The following is a 17,396-nucleotide window of genomic DNA, read 5'->3' as shown; positions in this document are numbered from 1 at the left end:
TTTATGACAAAAGCAATTAAAAAACAAGCCTTAGGAAGAGGATTATCTGCATTATTAAAAGATCCGGACAACGATATTACGTCTGTTGAAGACAAAAATGCTGATAAGGTTGTTGGAAATATTATTGAGCTTGAAATAAGTGCTATCGAAATAAATCCGTTTCAGCCTAGAAGCAATTTTAACGAAGAATCATTACGCGAATTAGCCACTTCTATTAAAGAACTTGGTGTAATTCAACCTATTACTGTTCGAAAATTAGATTTCAACAAATACCAGTTAATTTCAGGAGAGCGTCGTCTGCGTGCTTCTACTTTAGTTGGCCTAACTCATGTTCCGGCATACATTCGTATTGCTAATGACAATGAGTCGCTGGTTATGGCATTGGTCGAAAACATTCAGCGTCATGACTTAGATCCAATCGAGATTGCTCTTTCGTACCAGCGTTTAATTGACGAAATTCAGTTAACACAGGAACAAATGAGTGAGCGCGTTGGAAAAAAACGTTCTACAATCGCGAACTATTTACGTCTTTTAAAACTTGACCCGATTATCCAGACCGGTATTCGCGACGGTTTTATCAGTATGGGACATGGTCGTGCCATTATCAATATCGAAGATTTAGATGTACAGACAGACATCTATCAAAAAATCGTAAGCCAGAATTTATCTGTTCGCGAAACAGAAGCTTTGGTTAAAAATTATCAGGAAAGTTTAAAGCCAAAACCAGAAGGAAAAGAAAAACCGGATTCTTCTTTCATGGTTAGGGAAACACAAAAAAACAGCTTTAATGATTATTTTGGTGCGAAAGTTGATATTAAAGTCGCTGGCAACGGAAAAGGAAAAATCACAATTCCGTTCAACTCAGAAGCTGATTTTAATCGAATTATAAAATTAATTAACGGATAGTGAATAAAATTGTCCCCATAAGTTTATTGTTCTTTCTCATAGGAACCGTTTCTCTTTTTGCCCAGGTAAAAAAAGACACGGTTTTAGTCGTAAAAGACACCACTGCATTACAGGAGATCGACCCATTGACACCGGCAAAAGCAGCGTTTTACTCTGCCATTTTACCCGGATTAGGTCAGGCATACAATAAAAAATACTGGAAAATTCCGCTTGTTTACGGAGCAATTGGAACAAGTTTGTATTTCTACATTGACAACAATAAAAAATACCATGATTATCGTAATGCTTACAAGCGAAGACTTGAAGGATACAATGACGATAATTACCAGTTTCTTGATGACAGCAGATTAATTGCAGGTCAGAAATTCTACCAGAGAAACAGGGATTTATCTGCTCTATTTGTTGTTGGTTTTTATGTTTTAAACATTATCGATGCCAACGTCGATGCCGCTTTAATACAATTTAATGTAAACGAAAGATTATCGATGCGTCCGGAAATTTATCCTGCTGATGTAACATTTAGACCAAACGTTGGACTAACTTTTAACTATCGTTTTTAAAACCGAATATTTCTGTTTTAGAACTCTCAAAAATAACACACACAAAAATGAAAATTGCGCTTTTAGGATACGGAAAAATGGGTAAAGTAATCGAAAGAATTGCTTTAGAAAGAGGTCACGAAATTGTTTTAAAAAAAGACGAATTCAATACCTATGACGGGCTTTCTACAGCCGATGTCGCCATTGATTTCAGCGTTCCTACTGCAGCTGTAAGCAACATTTCTGCCTGCTTTAATTCCAATGTCCCGGTAGTTTCAGGAACAACAGGATGGCTGGAACATTACGACGAAATGATTGCGCTTTGCAATGAAAAAAAAGGAGGTTTTATTTCCAGTTCAAATTTCAGTTTAGGTGTAAACATTTTCTTTGGATTAAATGAATATTTAGCCAAAATCATGAGCCAGTTCGACACTTACAAAGTTTCGATGGAAGAAATCCACCACATTCATAAACTGGATGCACCAAGCGGTACGGCAATTTCTCTGGCACAAGGTGTGATACAAAACAGCAGTTACGCAAACTGGACTTTAGAGGAAGCCCAAAACAACGAGATCCATATCGAAGCAAAACGAATTGGCGAAGTTCCGGGTACTCATACTGTAAATTACGATTCTGCTATTGACAGTATCGAAATAAAACACACCGCACATAACCGCGAAGGTTTTGCACTTGGTGCTGTAATTGCAGCCGAATGGCTTGCCGGCAAACAGGGAATTTTCACTATGAAAGACGTATTAAACTTAAAATAAAAATATAAAGCCTGATGATTTTACAATTAAAGGCCCAACATTAAATAAAAAATCATGACACTATATCTTTGGTTCGTATTTTTCTTAGCAGTACAAGTTGTCCACTTCTTAGGAACCTGGAAATTATATCAGGCAGCGGGGAGAAAAAGCTGGGAAGCGGCAATTCCGATTTATAACGCAATTGTTTTAATGAAAATCATCAGCCGCCCAACTTGGTGGACTTTATTACTTTTCATCCCGATTATCAACTTAATCATGTTTCCTGTTGTATGGGTTGAAACACTAAGAACCTTTGGAAAAAAATCGACTTTAGATACAATTTTAGGAATTTTCACTCTAGGCTTTTATATCTATTATGTAAACTACACACAGAAATTAGAACACAACGCCAACAGAGAACTAAAACCTGAAAACAAAACGGCAGATACTGTAAGTTCTTTACTTTTTGCTGTTATCGTGGCTACTTTAGTACACACCTATGTAATTCAGCCTTATACAATTCCAACATCATCGTTAGAAAAATCGTTATTAATTGGAGATTTCTTATTCGTAAGTAAAGTAAACTACGGTCCAAGAGTCCCTATGACTACTGTTGCACTGCCAATGGTTCACGATTCTATCCCGATGACAAAAAAGAAGTCGTACTTAAGCTGGCCGCAGCTGCCTTATTTCAGGCTTCCTGCTTTCGAAAAAATCAAACGAAATGATATTGTAGTTTTCAACTGGCCGGTCGATACAGTTCATTATTTCTACGAGCCAAAAGGAAGACCGGGCGTAATAAAACCAATCGATAAGAAATCAAACTACGTAAAAAGATGTGTTGGTATTCCCGGCGACAGCTTATCAATTAAAGACGGCTTTGTTTTCATTAATGGCAAAAAACTAGTTTTACCGGAAAGAGCAAAACCGCAATACTCTTATTCTGTGGCATTAGACGGAAAAACTTCTATTGATTTCGAATCTTTATTTAAAGAATTAGACATTACTGATCCTGCAGGTTTTAGAACAGAAAAAAGAGATACACTTTATTTTCGAGCTTTAACAGAAGCAGGTGCTGAACGCTTGAAAAATACTCCGGGTGTAACTGCTGTAAAAAGAGAAATTGACACAAGAGATGATAATGCTATTTTTCCTCACATCAACAGATGGAGTCAGGATAATTTTGGACCAATTTATATTCCGGAAGCAGGAAAAACAGTATCGTTGACAAACGAATCTATTCCGTTTTACAAAGAAATCATCACCAATTACGAAGGCAATACTTTAGAATTAAAAGGTTCTAAATTTATCATCAACGGACAAGAAACCAATACATACACCTTCAAACAGAATTACTACTGGATGATGGGAGACAACCGCCACAACTCAGAGGACAGCCGTTACTGGGGTTATGTTCCGGAAAACCACATTGTAGGAAAACCGGTTTTCATCTGGATGAGCTGGGATACCAATGGAAAAGGCATCAACAAAATCCGCTGGGACAGAGTATTTACTACAGTTGACGGTGAAGGACAGCCGCAATCGTATTTCAAATACTTCCTGATTGTTCTTGCACTTTATTTCGTTGGAGAATTCTTCTGGAGAAAAAGAAAAGAAAACAAAGCATAATAAAATTTAAGTTATTTTTGTCTCAGGTTTCAGGTTTCAAGTTCACACCGGCTTGAAACCTGAAACCTGAAACTTTTAAACAAACAATCATGAATTCCTTACTACTTCCTACTTATTTCCCATCAATTAGTCACTTTGCTGTAATGGCACAGTCTGACAGCATAACATTTGAAATGGAAGATAATTTTCAGAAGCAGACGAACAGAAATCGTACATATATCTATAGTCCAAACGGAATTCAGTTATTAAACATTCCTGTTAAGCATTCAAAAGCAGTACATCAAAAAACAAAAGATATTTTGATCGAGAATGATTTTGACTGGCAGAAACAGCATTTTAAATCTCTTGAAGCCGCTTATAGGAGCTCTCCGTTTTTCGAGTACTTTGAAGACGATATCGTGCCTATATTCGAGAAAAAACACACTTTTCTAATGGATCTAAACATGGAAGTACTGGACACAGTAACCAAATGCCTAAGAATGAAATTAGAATTCGGAAAAACTGAAGAATACTTTCATGAAGTTGAAAATATTTCTGATTTCAGATATTTGGCAAACGGAAAAAAAGACCAGAATTCATTCGAAAAATACACTCAGGTTTTTGATGATAAGCATGGCTTTATCAACAATTTAAGTGTTTTAGACCTGCTTTTTAACGAAGGTAAATTTGCAATGGATTACTTAAAATCCCAAAAAGTAATTTAATTTTTATTCTAATGAAAGACGGGTCATTATAGGATAATGATCTGAGTTTTCGAAATCCGGAAAATTTTCAAACTGCTTTACTTTCATTTTAGTGTCTGTAAAAATGTAATCTATTCTTGCCGGATAATATTTAAATTTATAAGTTGCTCCAAACCCCTCTCCTGCTTCTTCAAAAGCATCTTTTAGTTTTCCTTTAATACTTCGGTAAACATACGAAAACGGACTGTTGTTCATATCCCCGCAGATAATAATCGGGTTCTTGCACTTTTTTATATTTTCCTTGAAGATTTCCGCCTGTTCCTGCTGCTGCCTGAATCCTTTACTGATTCGGTTATAGATAATTTGTGACTTTTTTTGGTTGACATTATCAATATCATCCGAAATCTCGGTTACATCAGGGGAAATTTTAATTGACTGCAGGTGCATATTGTATACACGTATAATATCTTTTCCACGCTTAATATCAGCATAAATAACATTATTATCCGATTTAGGAAAAACGATATTTCCTTGTTCAATAATCGGGAATTTTGAAAAGATAGCCTGACCTGTTTTAACCTGTTTGCCCTCAATAAAAATATATCGGTGCGGATACACTTTTAAATCCAGATGAGCTGAATTTGAATATTCCTGAATACACAAAATATCAGGATCGTTTTCATCGATGAATTTTTTAATATTTTCCGGAATATCATCGCGGTCCAGCCATTTAAAAACATTAAACAAACGGACATTATAACTCATTACCGAGAAATCTTTTTCGCCTTTGACATATTCTTTTGCCGAAAACTTATAAAATTTACTGATAAAAGTAATTCCGGTAAGCAAAACCAAACCGGACAAAATAAGACGTTTTTTAAACTGAATTCCCCAATAAATAAAGAACAATCCGTTTGCAACAAAAAAAGCCGGCATAAACAGCGTTAGCACCGATAAAAGCGGAAAACTTTTAGGTGCCAAAAAAGGAAGAACATAGACACTAAAAGTAAGCACAGTCAGCACTATATTCAAAAAGAACATTATTTTATTAAACCACGAAAGGTTTTTCATAACATCTTGCTAAGGATTATTTTCCAGCTTTAAACAAAAACTCTTTTTCTTCTTTGGTCAGACAGTCATAACCGGACTGGCTGATTTTATCCAAAATTTCATCTATCTGCTGCTGTGTTTTATCTTTTGTAACAATTCTTGACGAGGTTTTTTCCGCAGGTTTATGGTAATTTTTATGAACTTTTGTAAATGGGGTCGTTGGAGATTTTCTAAACAAATTAGCAAAGAAGTCTAAAATTTTAGAAACGATACGGCTTAAATCTGTTCCGTTTTGAAGCAGTTTAATAAAAACAAAACCAAAAAATGCTCCGGCCAAATGCGAAATATGACCTCCCATATTTTCTAAACGGAATTGCAACAGGTCCAAAACCAAAATCACGCCTGTAATATGCCAGAGTTTTACGTTTCCAAACAAAAACAATCTAACATTCATTAAAGGCTGATACGTTGTAACAGCAACCAAAATTGACATAATAGCAGCAGAAGCTCCAACCATTGAAGCCGAATTTCCTAGAACATAAAAGCTTAACGCAAACACAATTCCAGCAAAAATGCCTCCCAAAAGATACAATCCTAAATATTGTTTTTGAGTAAAGAATGTCAGGAACAAATTACTGGCAAAATTTAAAACCATCATATTGAACAACAGATGCAGAAATCCAAAATGAAAAAAAGCGTACGTTAAGAAAGTCCACGGTTTAAACAAAAAAACCTGAGGGTCAGAAGACAGTGCGACCCAGTTTGGATACACAAACTGTCCGGTTGAAAATTGATAGAAAAAAATTAATGAAATAAGGAAACAGGCAATATTCCAATAAATAACACGCATAGCGATCCCACCTAACCTATATTGCAATTTCAAATCATCAAGAATGTTCATAAAGTCTTCTTTTAGTTTCTAAATTTAATTATTTAAAGTTAAAGATTAATTCCAACGATTATTATTAAACTGATTTTTTTTCCAGTACAACATCATTAAAAATCCGGCTATAGCACCTCCAATGTGTGCAAAATGTGCTATTCCTGTTCCGCCGCCGCCAAACAAAGAAGTTCCTTTAACGCCCAAAACCAAATCCATTACTAAAATTCCAGGAACGAAATATTTTGCTTTAATTGGAATGGGAATAAACAACATAGCCAGTTCGGCATTTGGAAACATAAAGGCAAAAGCCGTAAGCAGACCGTAAATAGCTCCCGATGCCCCTACAACTGTCCCGATATAAGCACCTGTAAATCCGTCAAACTGAGCCGGACTTACCAAATTCTGCCATCTGGTATCAATTTTCCCTTCGCTTAAAAGATTTAATACATCTGCTTTATGAAAACCATTTGCAGTTAAGGTACTTATGGTATCTTCGAAAAAGTAATAATTAACCGCTGTGTGAAGTAATGCAGATCCTAAACCACAGGAAATGTAAAAAAACAAAAACTTCTTGCCTCCCCAAAAGTGTTCCAAAGCAGATCCGAAAGAAACCAATGCAAACATATTAAAAGCAATATGCAAAATACCGCCATGCATAAACATGTGTGTAATAGGCTGCCACGCTCTGAAATTTGGGTTTTCAGGAAAAAACATAGCTAGGTAATCATAAGAAACCGGCACTAACTGAGAGCCGATAAAAAAGATAATATTAATAATAAGCAGTTGTTTAACAACCGGAGTCATATTCATCATAAGGCAAACTTTTTATCTATATCTTCCACACGCATGGTAATGAAAGTTGGTTTTTGAAAAGGTGAAATATTTGGATCTTTACAGGCAAATAAGCCATTTACTAAATTATCCTGCTCTTTTTCGGTTAAATACGATCCGGTTTTAACCGCTAAACTTTTCGCCATCGATTTGGCAATTGTATCATTCTGACTGTAACTGCTGGCCGGAATTCCGTCCTGCAAATCACTTAATAACTGATCGATTACAATAGAAACTTCACTTTCGGTAATATTTACCGGAATTCCTGAAATTACAACATGATCCGACTTTGAATTATCAAAAACAAAACCTGTAGTTTCTAATGAAGGTTTTAGCTCTTCGATCAATTCCATATCTGAAGCCGAATAAAACAAATCAAGCGGAAAAAGCAATTGCTGGCTCGATGCCTGATTTACGGTCATATTCAGTAAAAACTGTTCGTATAAAATACGCTGATGTGCTCGCTGCTGATCTACAATCACCATTCCGGATTTAATTGGCGATACTATATATTTTTTATGAATCTGATACGTTTTCTGACTTGCCTGTTCTACCTCATCATCATTAAACAAGGAAGATGTTACTTCTTCATTTTCAAATGTAAAAGGCGAACTTTCTATGGTTTCAGGATTTTCGGTATCCAATCCTACATATAAACTTTCCCAGCTTGCAGTTGGCTCTACTCTCTTTGAGTAACCGGAATAAGATGAACCTCCCGAATACGAAGAACCGGAAGATGACGAAGATGATCCTGAACTGTAACCGGATCCCGAAGCTGCTTTTGTATAATGCTGATTCGTTTTATCATCTGTAAACGGGTTAAAAGTTCCATCAACTTGTATTGTAGGCGTTTCGGCCTCCATATCTTTATAATGATAAGGCGTATCTAAATTTGAATCTCTGTCAAAATCCAGAACCGGAGCCACATTAAACTGTCCTAAACTATGTTTTATAGACGCTCTCAAAATGGCATACAAAGCCTGCTCATCATCAAACTTAATTTCAGTTTTAGTAGGATGAATGTTAATATCGATTGTATTGGGCGGCACCTGCAGATACAGGAAATAACTTGGCTGGAGACCATCTTTCAGCAATCCATCATACGCTGCCATTACAGCATGATGAAGATAACCGCTTTTTATAAAACGGTCGTTTACAAAAAAGAACTGCTCTCCTCTTGTTTTTTTAGCAAATTCAGGTTTGCATACAAATCCCTGAACATTAATAATCTCTGTATCTTCGGTAACGGGAACTAATTTTTCATTGGTTTTTCCGGACATAATCCCTACAATTCGCTGGCGATATCCGGCCGCGGGAAGATTATACAATTCGCTTCCGTTATGATAAAAACTAAAATGAATATTAGGATGCGCCATAGCTACGCGCTGAAATTCATCCATAACATGACGAAATTCAACTGTATCTGACTTTAGGAAGTTTCGGCGTGCGGGAATATTAAAAAACAAATTTTTTACCGCAAAAGACGTTCCCTTTGGTAAAACCGCCACTTCCTGCGAAATAAATTTACTTCCTTCAATTACAATATGTGTCCCAAGTTCGTCCTGTTCCTGCTTGGTTTTCATCTCCATGTGCGCAATCGCCGCGATAGAAGCCAAAGCTTCTCCGCGAAAACCTTTCGTTCCTAATGAAAATAAATCTTCGGCCTGACGGATTTTTGATGTCGCATGACGTGCAAAGCACAAACGGGCGTCTGTAACAGTCATTCCTACTCCATTATCAATAACCTGCACCAATGATTTTCCGGCATCTTTTATAATCAGCTTAATATCAGTCGCTTTGGCATCAACAGCATTCTCCAGCAATTCTTTTACAACTGAAGCGGGTCTTTGAACCACCTCTCCAGCGGCAATTTGGTTGGCAACGTGATCAGGAAGTAATTGAATGATACTCGACATTAAGCAAAAATAATTTAAAAGTTTAGGTTAAATTTTACAAACCAAGAATTACAAATTTAGTGAATTTTGATTTGCTTTCAGAACAACAGCAATCATAAAAAAAACAAAAAAACCTATACTATTATGACACAGTATAGGTTTTAGTATTTTAAAACAAATGTGTTTTATTCCTTTTCGATTTTTATTGGTGTTTCTTCGATTTGAAGTGCACCGGAAGATAATAACGGCTGATTGTAAACGTGCGATATTGACGCCTGCTGACGAATGTAAGCCATTTTTATTGCAGCAATAGCCGCTTCGGTTCCTTTGTTTCCATGAACACCGCCGCTTCTGTCAATTGACTGCTGGATATTGTTATCGGTTAAAACACAAAATATCACCGGAATATCGGTTTGAACATTCAAATCTTTAATACCCTGTGTAACGCCTTCACATACAAAATCAAAATGTTTCGTCTGTCCCTGGATTACACATCCAATAACGATAACGGCGTCTACATTTTGAGTCTGAAGCATTTTTTTTGCTCCGTAAATAAGCTCAAAACTTCCCGGAACATTCCAGCGGATAATCTGCTGGGCAGGAACTTCACAATCTGTTAAGGCTTCAAAAGCCCCGTTATAAAGTCCTTCTGTTATAGTATCATTCCACTCAGAAACAACAATCCCAAATCGAAAGTCTTTCGCATTTGGGATTGTACTTTTATCGTATTCTGATAAATTTTTATTTTCAGTAGCCATCTGTAATATTTTAGTTTTTTTGATTTTCGAATTTAGATTCTTAAATACAAATCTACAATCTTAAATCTAAAGTCTAAAATTTTTATTGCGCTAATCCGATTAACGCATCAATAGAAGCTGCTTCCGGAGTCGCATCAAAGTTGTCTTTAATATCATTTAAATATTTCAAAGCATCTTCTTTTTGTCCTAAAGCTAAAGCTGTTTTAGCTGCTTTTAATAAGAAACGAGGTGTTGTAAAATCGTTTTTGTTAGACTGAGCTGCTTTTACATAATGATCTAAAGCTTCTTTTTGGTTATTTTTTTGAGAGTAAGCATCACCAATAGCTCCAGTTGCCAAAGCACTTAAAATTAAATCATCTGATTTAAAGTTTCCTAAATACTTAATAGCATCATCAAATTTACCTGTATTTAAATATGCCATACCAGCATAGTAGTTTGCTAAATTTCCAGCATCTGTTCCAGAATACTCATCAGCAATTTTCACGAATCCAAATTTACCTTCAGAACCATTAAGAGCTAATTTATATAATGAATCGCTAGCCACACCATCAACCGCTTTTTGAAAGTTTTGCTGCGCCACAAACATTTCGTTTGCCGCCTCATCTTGTTTTGGGTTATTAATAAATTTCTGGTATGCTAAATATCCAATAGTAGCAACAGCAATACCAGCAACTAAACCAATAATGATTTTTTGATTTTTAGCAACCCAATCCTCAGTTCTTGAAGCAGTCTCGTCTAATTTAGAAAAAACACCAGCTGTTGTGCTGTCTTTTTCATCAATTATCACCTGTTGTTCTTCATTTACTTCTTTAACTTCCTTCTCTTTCGGTGCTTTATATCCTCTTTTATTGTAAGTAGCCATTTAAAATTAATTTAGTGAACGGCAAAAATAAAATTTTTCTTGAAACTGAGGCATAAAAAATCAAAATTATCACTATATTAAAAAAAATATTTTCAGAAAACCTGACTTCTTTACTGCCAGCATCAAAATAATTCCGCTCAGAACTCGCCAAAAGCCTTTTATATCGATAATTTTCGATAATTTTGCATCCTCAATTTTACCGTTTCAAAAACTGTAATTTTTCCTTTTAGAGCTTCTTAAAAATGCATTTAAACAAAATTTCTTTATTCAATTATAAAAATTTCTCCGAAGCAAGCTTTGATTTCGACGTCAAGATCAACTGTTTTGTAGGTAAAAATGGTATTGGAAAAACCAATGTTCTGGATGCAATTTATCATTTGGCTTACGGAAAAAGCTATTTTAATCCGCTTGCGGTTCAGAATATCAAACATGGTGAAGAGTTTTTTGTAATTGATGCCGAATTAGAGAAAAACGAAAGAACAGAACAGGTTGTCTGCAGTTTAAAAAAAGGACAGAAAAAGGTTTTAAAACGAAACGGAAAGGCTTACGATAAATTCTCGGACCATATTGGACTTATTCCGCTGGTGATTATTTCTCCCGCCGATCGCGATTTAATTGTAGAAGGAAGCGAAACCCGTCGTAAGTTTATGGACAGCGTAATTTCGCAGTTAGATTCGACATATCTGCACGAATTAATTCAATATCAAAAAGTAATTACGCAGCGAAATGCCCTTTTAAAATATTTTGCCTTAAATCATGTTTTCGACAACGACACTTTATCTATATACAACGAACAGCTGACAGTTTACGGAAAATCTATTTTTGAAAAACGAAAAGATTTTCTGGAACAATTTATACCTATATTTAATGTGCATCATCAGGCTATAACAGGATCTGAAGAAAGCGTACAGCTGGTTTATGAAAGTCATTTATTCGAAAAAGATTTACTGACGCTTTTACAGGAAAATATAAACAAAGACAGGATTCTTAATTATACATCTGTCGGAATCCATAAAGATGACTTATCTTTTGAAATTGATTCGCACCCTATAAAAAAATTCGGATCGCAGGGACAGCAGAAGTCTTTTCTGATTGCTTTAAAACTGGCACAATTTGAATTTTTGAAGAAACAAAGCGGCGTAAAACCAATCCTTTTGTTCGATGATATTTTTGACAAACTGGACGAAACCCGCGTTGCCAAAATCATAGAAATGGTAAACAGCGAAACTTTTGGACAGCTTTTTATATCAGATACTCATCCGGAACGTACTGAGGCTATCGTGAAATCGACACATCAGAGTTACAAGATCTTTAATTTGTAATTTTTGAGATTTAAAAAATTGATACAATTTATATCAGTTTTTACATTCTGTTCCAAAATAGAAATCCTTAAATTAGCCTGAATAAAAAACTTAGAGAAACAACTGCAATAAAATATATTAAGAATATGCTAACGAAAGAATCATTGCAATTTTTAGACGATTTAAGAAACAACAACAATCGTGAATGGTTTCAGGAAAATAAAAAACGATACGAAGTTTTCAAGAAAGATTACCATCAACTGGTAAGTGATTTTCTGGATGTCATGAAACCGCTTGATCCATCGTTAGAACTATTAGAAGTTAAAAACTGTACTTTCAGAATCAATCGCGATATTCGTTTTTCTAAAGACAAATCTCCGTATAAAGCACATTTGGGAATCTGGATGTCCGGCGGAACAAAAGGTCTAAACCGTGCCGGATATTATGTACATATCGAAAAAGGCGCCAGTTTTATTGCGGGAGGATTTTATTCGCCGGAAGCAGAAGATTTAAAGAAAGTTCGTAAAGAAATTGCTTTCTTTTACGATGATTTGCAGGAAATTTTAAACGAGAAAGAATTCAAGAAAGAGTTTGGCAGTTTAGATGTAAACGAAAACAATTCATTAAAAAGCATGCCCCGCGGTTACGAAAAAGACCATCCGGCGATTGAGTTTTTAAAACTGAAAAGTTTCACCGCAACTCAGGTATACAATGTTTCTGAAGTTACACAGAAAGATTTCGTAAAGAAAATGAGCCAGAAACTAATTGCATTAAAACCTTTAAACGAATTCATCAACCGCGCATTGGATACTGACGAATTTTAGAGATAAAAAAATCGACGTGAATCCACGAATTATTCAAAATTAATTAATGAATTCACGACGAAAAAACTTTATAAATGAAAAGAAAAATACTTTTTCTTGGAGAATCTTATCGAGCCGATGCCATCACCTGGATGAAAGGCCTGAAAGAGTTTGGCGATTTTGAAATCATCACCTGGGAACTTCAAACCCCTAACAATTCTAAACTCAATAGATTTAAACGTATTTTAGAATATTTCTTATCACCTGTTTCTATTCGGAGAATAATTAAAAAAGAAAAACCGGATATGGTTATTGCCGAGCGAACAACCAGTTATGGTTTTCTCGCTGCATTATCCGGCTCAAAAACTATTGCCATTGCGCAACAAGGCCGAACGGATTTATGGCCGGAAGGTTCCGTTTTATATCCTTTTAAAAAGTTTATTCAGAAATACGCCTTTAAAAAAGCACATTTAATTCATGCCTGGGGACCGGTTATGACCATTTCAATGCGAGAAATTGGAGTTGATATGAGCAAAGTTTTGGTTCTCCCAAAAGGAATTGATTTATCGCTTTTTACACCTTCAACAAATCATTCAAATAAAATTGAAGCAATTGTAACACGTTCGCTGCAGCCTGAATATAGACATGATTCTATATTAAAAGCTTTCGGAATCCTGAATCAAAAAGGAATAGATTTTTCGCTGACAATTGTCGGCGATGGAACTAGATTGCAGTTTTTGAAAGATTTAGCTGCAGCACTTCAAATTGAAAACAAAGTGATTTTTACAGGAAGAATCCCAAACACAGAGCTTCCTAAACTATTACAACAATCTAATATTTACATCAGCATGCCGATTACCGAAGGCGTTTCGGCTTCGTTGTTTGAAGCTATGGCCTGCAATTGCTTTCCGGTTGTTTCTGATATTCCCGGAAATCAAAGCTGGATCACGCATCGTGAAAACGGACAGTTAATCGAAATCGACAATATCGAAATGCTGGCAGACGAATTAATCTGGTCTTTTGAAAATCCGGAATTACGAAATCAGGCAATTACTAAGAACAGAACATTTGTAGAGGAAAATGCCAATTATGATAGTAACATGAACATTATTGCGGATCGATATCATGAGTTGTTGGATCTTAACTAATTAGAAACAACAACAAATACATATCAGACATCTGTTGATTTCATCAATAACTTCGATTTTGAGCATTTTGAAACTTATTCATTTTAGCGTGGAAAACAATTTGAAGAAACCAATTCATTGAACCGAAAGGAATACGACAAATTAAAACAAAGAAAAACCAAAAAAAATGATCTGAATCATTCACAAGAATTGAGAATTACAGAATTAAAAAAATTACTGCACACAATATATAAATATTAGATAACGAAGGAAAACTTCATTCGTCATCTGTCAAAACGAATACTTTTAAATTTGATACTCCAAAAGCAGTAGAATTAAAAAAAATTCTAAATACTGAAGTCGTCAGCATACCTCAATGGATGTGTGGTCCGAAATATAGAGATGCTGTCATCTTCTATAACTAAAGAAGGAAAAGTGATATCCAGTTTAAACGTATGTCTTAGCTGCCAGCATTTGCAAACAACAAACTATAATCACATTAATGCCGACGAATCAACGTATGATCTATTAAAAGATTTTTTTATTAAAATCGGACACAATGTAGAATAACAATCGCTGTTGTACAAATACACATTATTTAACCGCAAAATTCTGAAATCTTCCTTCTAACCTGCTCTATAAGCAATAAACTTTGCAAACTTTGCACAAACTTTGTACCTCTGCGTTAAACCAAAAGGTATAATTCATACTTTTGAGCCATATAAAAAGCCTGTTATTAATGGAAATCCAATCTAATTTCTCTTTAAAAAAATACAACACTTTTGGTATAGAAGCCAATGCTAAACAATTCGCTGCAGTTCATTCTATTACTGAACTGAAAACCATTTTAGAAGAAAACAAAAACGAGAAAAAATTTATTTTGGGAGGCGGCAGTAATATGCTCCTTACAAAAGACATTGAAGCTTTGGTGATTCACATCGATTTAAAAGGCAGGAAAATCATCAAAGAAGACGATGATTTTGTCTGGGTAGAAAGTCAGGCCGGTGAGGTATGGCATGATTTTGTTCTCTGGACAATCGATAATAATTTTGGCGGATTAGAAAATATGTCACTGATTCCCGGAAATGTCGGCACCACTCCGGTTCAGAATATTGGAGCTTACGGAACCGAGATTAAAGATACTTTTGTTTCCTGCGAAGCCATGAACATTGAAACTCAGGAAATGAGAACTTTTACGAACACTGAATGTAATTTTGGTTATCGTGAAAGCATTTTCAAACATGAAGTAAAAAACCAATATATCATTACTTCGGTTATTTTTAAATTGACGAAACGCAATCACAAAATCAATACTTCGTACGGAGATATTCTGGCCGAACTGGCAAAAAACAACATTACAGAACCGACTTTAAAAGAGGTGAGCAATGCCGTAATTGCCATTAGACAAAGTAAATTACCTGACCCAAAAGAATTAGGAAACAGCGGCAGTTTCTTTAAAAATCCGATTGTATTAAAATCTGATTTCGAAAAAATCCACCAGAAATTTCCTGATATGAAATATTACGAAATTTCAGAAACCGAAGTAAAAGTTCCCGCAGGCTGGCTGATCGAGCAGGCCGGGTTTAAAGGAAAACGTTTTGGCGATGCCGGAGTCCACAAAAATCAGGCTTTGGTTTTAGTTAATTACGGAAATGCTACAGGGCAGGAAATTCTTGCCGTTTCAAGAGAAGTACAAAAAACCGTTTTGGAGATTTTTGGCATTCAAATTGAAGCTGAAGTGAACGTTATCTAACATACAGTTTCACTAATCTATTTTTTTTAAATGAAAAAGCTTAATGCAGGGGTTATTATTGTTCAGTTCTTGGGGATGATTATCCTTATTAATGGCATTTTGCAGCTGAAACTGTATACGGTTTCCGAAAAAGTTATTTGTATTCGAAATCCTTTTCAAAACCAAAAACCACATTACTGCAGCACCTTATTTCCAACCAGAGAAGCTGTCTTAGATTTTTGGCCCAGTGTATTTATATGGATATTTTTCGGTTTATTAATCGGGATTTTTTTTGTTGGTTTTTTAAACTGGAAAAGAAAACTTTCATCAGGCAATACCATCCTGGTTGCCATTGCACTTTATCTGCTTTTGAGACTGAAGTTTTTTAGAAAAGAAATCTTTTCACATTTTTTCCGTCCTATCAGAGAAGCACTGTCTGATGATTTCGGAACACAGTGTTTAATAGAAGGTATTATTTTTACCGTTATTGGACTTTGTGTTTTATACTACAGCGTTAATTCAAAATACCTGCATTCCAAAAATGACATAAACGATCATTAATGAGTGACGTAATCTGCATACTGCCAGTTGATCCGAATGACGAGAAAGTTCAGGCAATTATTGAAGAACTGTCAGCTCATTTACTTCTTCGTTTTGGAAGCGATGGTAAAAATTCGTTTACCGGATGGCAGGCTGACAATCCTGATTTTGTATTTGTTATTGCCAAAATAAATACCGAAATTGTAGGATGCGGTGCAATAAGGCCAATTGATAAAAATACGGGAGAAGTAAAACGCATGTATTCGAAGCTGCCTCGAAAGAAAATCGGACAGACTATTTTAGCTGTGCTCGAAGAAAAAGCAAAAATCATCGGCTATACCAATCTGATTTTGGAAACCCGTGTGAATAATAAAGAAGCCGTACTGTTCTATCAAAAACAAGGATACAGCCAAATCCCGAATTACGGAAAATATATTGGACGTATGGAAGCAGTGTGCTTTGGAAAATCTCTGACCTAAAATCAACCTATAATGTATACACCCGACTTATACAAAAACGAAAATCCCGAAGAAATACGATCTTTTTTAAAAGAAAATAGTTTCGGAATCCTAATTAATCAGACTAACGGAAAACTATGTGCCACGCATATCCCAATTGAACTTGAGATTAATGCAGAAGGAAAAGAAATCTTACAGGGACATATTTCAAAACTCAATCCGCAGGCAGATGGCTTTAGAGAGAACGATCAGGTTTTGGCCGTTTTTACAGGTCCGCACAGTTATATTTCCTCTTCATGGTACGATCATGAAAATGTGCCTACATGGAATTATATAGCCGTGCATGTTTATGGAAAAATCAGAATTGTAGATGAACAAACTTCGATAGAGCAGCTTAAGAAACTGGTAGATAAATATGAAGCAAATTCTGAAAACCCGGTAAGAGTCGAAAACTTGTCGGTAAAAACAATGCGTGAAGCCAGAGGAATTTTTGGTTTTGAAATTGAAATCGAAGAGATTCAGGCGACAAAAAAACTCTCTCAAAACCGTGACGATCATAATTATAAAAACATAATTTCGGAATTAGAAAAAACCGAAAACCCTCAGTCTATTGCTGTTGCGAAAGAAATGTCAAAATGCCGAAAGTAAAT

18 protein-coding genes are annotated in these 17,396 nt (G+C 35.4%); 12 read left to right on the top strand and 6 right to left on the bottom strand.

Features of this window, described 5'->3' with window-relative positions; all coding sequences use genetic code 11:
* Positions 1–3 precede the first annotated feature (3 nt).
* From OZP11_RS18550 to OZP11_RS18530, 5 genes are all read left to right on the top strand, one after another.
* A complete protein-coding gene (locus OZP11_RS18550; RefSeq protein WP_281231998.1) occupies positions 4–906 on the top strand; it encodes a ParB/RepB/Spo0J family partition protein in 903 nt (300 codons plus the stop codon).
* Positions 906–1,466, top strand: coding sequence for a DUF5683 domain-containing protein (locus OZP11_RS18545; protein WP_281231997.1), 561 nt, complete (start codon positions 906–908; stop codon positions 1,464–1,466). The genes OZP11_RS18550 and OZP11_RS18545 overlap by 1 nt, the downstream gene beginning before the upstream one ends.
* Before the next feature lie 47 nt (positions 1,467–1,513).
* On the top strand, positions 1,514–2,215 hold the full coding sequence (gene dapB / locus OZP11_RS18540) for a 4-hydroxy-tetrahydrodipicolinate reductase (RefSeq protein ID WP_281231996.1): 702 nt from the start codon (positions 1,514–1,516) through the stop codon (positions 2,213–2,215).
* A gap of 54 nt (positions 2,216–2,269) precedes the next feature.
* Positions 2,270–3,823, top strand: coding sequence for a signal peptidase I (gene lepB / locus OZP11_RS18535; RefSeq protein ID WP_281231995.1), 1,554 nt, complete (start codon positions 2,270–2,272; stop codon positions 3,821–3,823).
* Positions 3,824–3,912: 89 nt separating this feature from the next.
* The gene (locus OZP11_RS18530; RefSeq protein ID WP_281231994.1) at positions 3,913–4,527 is read left to right on the top strand and encodes a WbqC family protein; all 615 of its coding nucleotides are present in this window, start codon (positions 3,913–3,915) and stop codon (positions 4,525–4,527) included.
* Between the two features lie 3 nt (positions 4,528–4,530).
* Here the strand turns inward: OZP11_RS18530 and OZP11_RS18525 are convergent, their stop codons facing one another.
* The 6 genes from OZP11_RS18525 to OZP11_RS18500 form a co-directional block, all read right to left on the bottom strand.
* On the bottom strand, positions 4,531–5,577 hold the full coding sequence (locus tag OZP11_RS18525; protein WP_281231993.1) for an endonuclease/exonuclease/phosphatase family protein: 1,047 nt from the start codon (positions 5,575–5,577) through the stop codon (positions 4,531–4,533).
* A gap of 16 nt (positions 5,578–5,593) precedes the next feature.
* The gene (locus OZP11_RS18520; RefSeq protein ID WP_281231992.1) at positions 5,594–6,457 is read right to left on the bottom strand and encodes a rhomboid family intramembrane serine protease; all 864 of its coding nucleotides are present in this window, start codon (positions 6,455–6,457) and stop codon (positions 5,594–5,596) included.
* Positions 6,458–6,502: 45 nt separating this feature from the next.
* Positions 6,503–7,252 (bottom strand): rhomboid family intramembrane serine protease, encoded by a 750-nt coding sequence (locus tag OZP11_RS18515; protein WP_281231991.1) that lies wholly within the window; start codon positions 7,250–7,252, stop codon positions 6,503–6,505.
* A complete protein-coding gene (gene mutL, locus OZP11_RS18510) occupies positions 7,249–9,186 on the bottom strand; it encodes a DNA mismatch repair endonuclease MutL (protein WP_281231990.1) in 1,938 nt (645 codons plus the stop codon). Before mutL ends, OZP11_RS18515 begins: the two co-directional genes overlap by 4 nt.
* 164 nt (positions 9,187–9,350) lie before the next feature.
* Positions 9,351–9,923 (bottom strand): 6,7-dimethyl-8-ribityllumazine synthase, encoded by a 573-nt coding sequence (gene ribH, locus OZP11_RS18505; RefSeq protein ID WP_281231989.1) that lies wholly within the window; start codon positions 9,921–9,923, stop codon positions 9,351–9,353.
* Positions 9,924–10,005: 82 nt separating this feature from the next.
* On the bottom strand, positions 10,006–10,785 hold the full coding sequence (locus OZP11_RS18500; protein WP_281231988.1) for a tetratricopeptide repeat protein: 780 nt from the start codon (positions 10,783–10,785) through the stop codon (positions 10,006–10,008).
* 242 nt (positions 10,786–11,027) lie between these two features.
* Here OZP11_RS18500 and recF point away from each other — a divergent pair, with 242 nt between their 5' ends.
* The 7 genes from recF (at position 11,028) to OZP11_RS18465 (ending at position 17,394) form a co-directional block, all read left to right on the top strand.
* Positions 11,028–12,107: a DNA replication/repair protein RecF gene (recF, locus tag OZP11_RS18495; RefSeq protein WP_281231987.1), complete on the top strand. Its 1,080-nt coding sequence runs from the start codon at positions 11,028–11,030 to the stop codon at positions 12,105–12,107.
* 125 nt (positions 12,108–12,232) lie between these two features.
* Complete coding sequence (locus OZP11_RS18490; protein ID WP_281231986.1) at positions 12,233–12,910, top strand: DUF2461 domain-containing protein; 678 nt, start codon at positions 12,233–12,235, stop codon at positions 12,908–12,910.
* A 74-nt stretch (positions 12,911–12,984) separates the two neighbouring features.
* Positions 12,985–14,037 (top strand): glycosyltransferase, encoded by a 1,053-nt coding sequence (locus OZP11_RS18485; RefSeq protein WP_281231985.1) that lies wholly within the window; start codon positions 12,985–12,987, stop codon positions 14,035–14,037.
* Between the two features lie 718 nt (positions 14,038–14,755).
* Positions 14,756–15,769, top strand: a complete 1,014-nt coding sequence (gene murB, locus OZP11_RS18480) for a UDP-N-acetylmuramate dehydrogenase (RefSeq protein WP_281231984.1) — start codon at positions 14,756–14,758, stop codon at positions 15,767–15,769.
* A gap of 30 nt (positions 15,770–15,799) precedes the next feature.
* Positions 15,800–16,309: an OPA3 family protein gene (locus OZP11_RS18475; RefSeq protein WP_281231983.1), complete on the top strand. Its 510-nt coding sequence runs from the start codon at positions 15,800–15,802 to the stop codon at positions 16,307–16,309.
* Positions 16,309–16,767 (top strand): GNAT family N-acetyltransferase, encoded by a 459-nt coding sequence (locus tag OZP11_RS18470; RefSeq protein ID WP_281231982.1) that lies wholly within the window; start codon positions 16,309–16,311, stop codon positions 16,765–16,767. The genes OZP11_RS18475 and OZP11_RS18470 overlap by 1 nt, the downstream gene beginning before the upstream one ends.
* A 12-nt stretch (positions 16,768–16,779) precedes the next feature.
* On the top strand, positions 16,780–17,394 hold the full coding sequence (locus OZP11_RS18465) for an FMN-binding negative transcriptional regulator (protein WP_281231981.1): 615 nt from the start codon (positions 16,780–16,782) through the stop codon (positions 17,392–17,394).
* The last annotated feature ends 2 nt before the right edge of the window (positions 17,395–17,396 follow it).

The organism is Flavobacterium gelatinilyticum (assembly GCF_027111295.1).
Taxonomy (GTDB): Bacteria; Bacteroidota; Bacteroidia; order Flavobacteriales; family Flavobacteriaceae; genus Flavobacterium; species Flavobacterium gelatinilyticum.
The sequence above is the reverse complement of the archived record's forward strand: the minus strand, read 5'-3'. Positions and strand labels throughout refer to the sequence as shown.

Excerpts from the sequence above, each read along its gene's own strand:
- OZP11_RS18550 (WP_281231998.1), top strand. The coding sequence starts at position 4 with ATGACAAAAGCAATTAAAAAACAAGCCTTAGGAAGAGGATTATCTGCA.
- dapB (WP_281231996.1), top strand. The coding sequence starts at position 1,514 with ATGAAAATTGCGCTTTTAGGATACGGAAAAATGGGTAAAGTAATCGAA.
- lepB (WP_281231995.1), top strand. The coding sequence starts at position 2,270 with ATGACACTATATCTTTGGTTCGTATTTTTCTTAGCAGTACAAGTTGTC.
- OZP11_RS18530 (WP_281231994.1), top strand. The coding sequence starts at position 3,913 with ATGAATTCCTTACTACTTCCTACTTATTTCCCATCAATTAGTCACTTT.
- OZP11_RS18525 (WP_281231993.1), bottom strand. The coding sequence starts at position 5,577 with ATGAAAAACCTTTCGTGGTTTAATAAAATAATGTTCTTTTTGAATATA.
- OZP11_RS18520 (WP_281231992.1), bottom strand. The coding sequence starts at position 6,457 with ATGAACATTCTTGATGATTTGAAATTGCAATATAGGTTAGGTGGGATC.
- OZP11_RS18515 (WP_281231991.1), bottom strand. The coding sequence starts at position 7,252 with ATGATGAATATGACTCCGGTTGTTAAACAACTGCTTATTATTAATATT.
- mutL (WP_281231990.1), bottom strand. The coding sequence starts at position 9,186 with ATGTCGAGTATCATTCAATTACTTCCTGATCACGTTGCCAACCAAATT.
- ribH (WP_281231989.1), bottom strand. The coding sequence starts at position 9,923 with ATGGCTACTGAAAATAAAAATTTATCAGAATACGATAAAAGTACAATC.
- OZP11_RS18500 (WP_281231988.1), bottom strand. The coding sequence starts at position 10,785 with ATGGCTACTTACAATAAAAGAGGATATAAAGCACCGAAAGAGAAGGAA.
- recF (WP_281231987.1), top strand. The coding sequence starts at position 11,028 with ATGCATTTAAACAAAATTTCTTTATTCAATTATAAAAATTTCTCCGAA.
- OZP11_RS18490 (WP_281231986.1), top strand. The coding sequence starts at position 12,233 with ATGCTAACGAAAGAATCATTGCAATTTTTAGACGATTTAAGAAACAAC.
- OZP11_RS18485 (WP_281231985.1), top strand. The coding sequence starts at position 12,985 with ATGAAAAGAAAAATACTTTTTCTTGGAGAATCTTATCGAGCCGATGCC.
- murB (WP_281231984.1), top strand. The coding sequence starts at position 14,756 with ATGGAAATCCAATCTAATTTCTCTTTAAAAAAATACAACACTTTTGGT.
- OZP11_RS18475 (WP_281231983.1), top strand. The coding sequence starts at position 15,800 with ATGAAAAAGCTTAATGCAGGGGTTATTATTGTTCAGTTCTTGGGGATG.
- OZP11_RS18470 (WP_281231982.1), top strand. The coding sequence starts at position 16,309 with ATGAGTGACGTAATCTGCATACTGCCAGTTGATCCGAATGACGAGAAA.
- OZP11_RS18465 (WP_281231981.1), top strand. The coding sequence starts at position 16,780 with ATGTATACACCCGACTTATACAAAAACGAAAATCCCGAAGAAATACGA.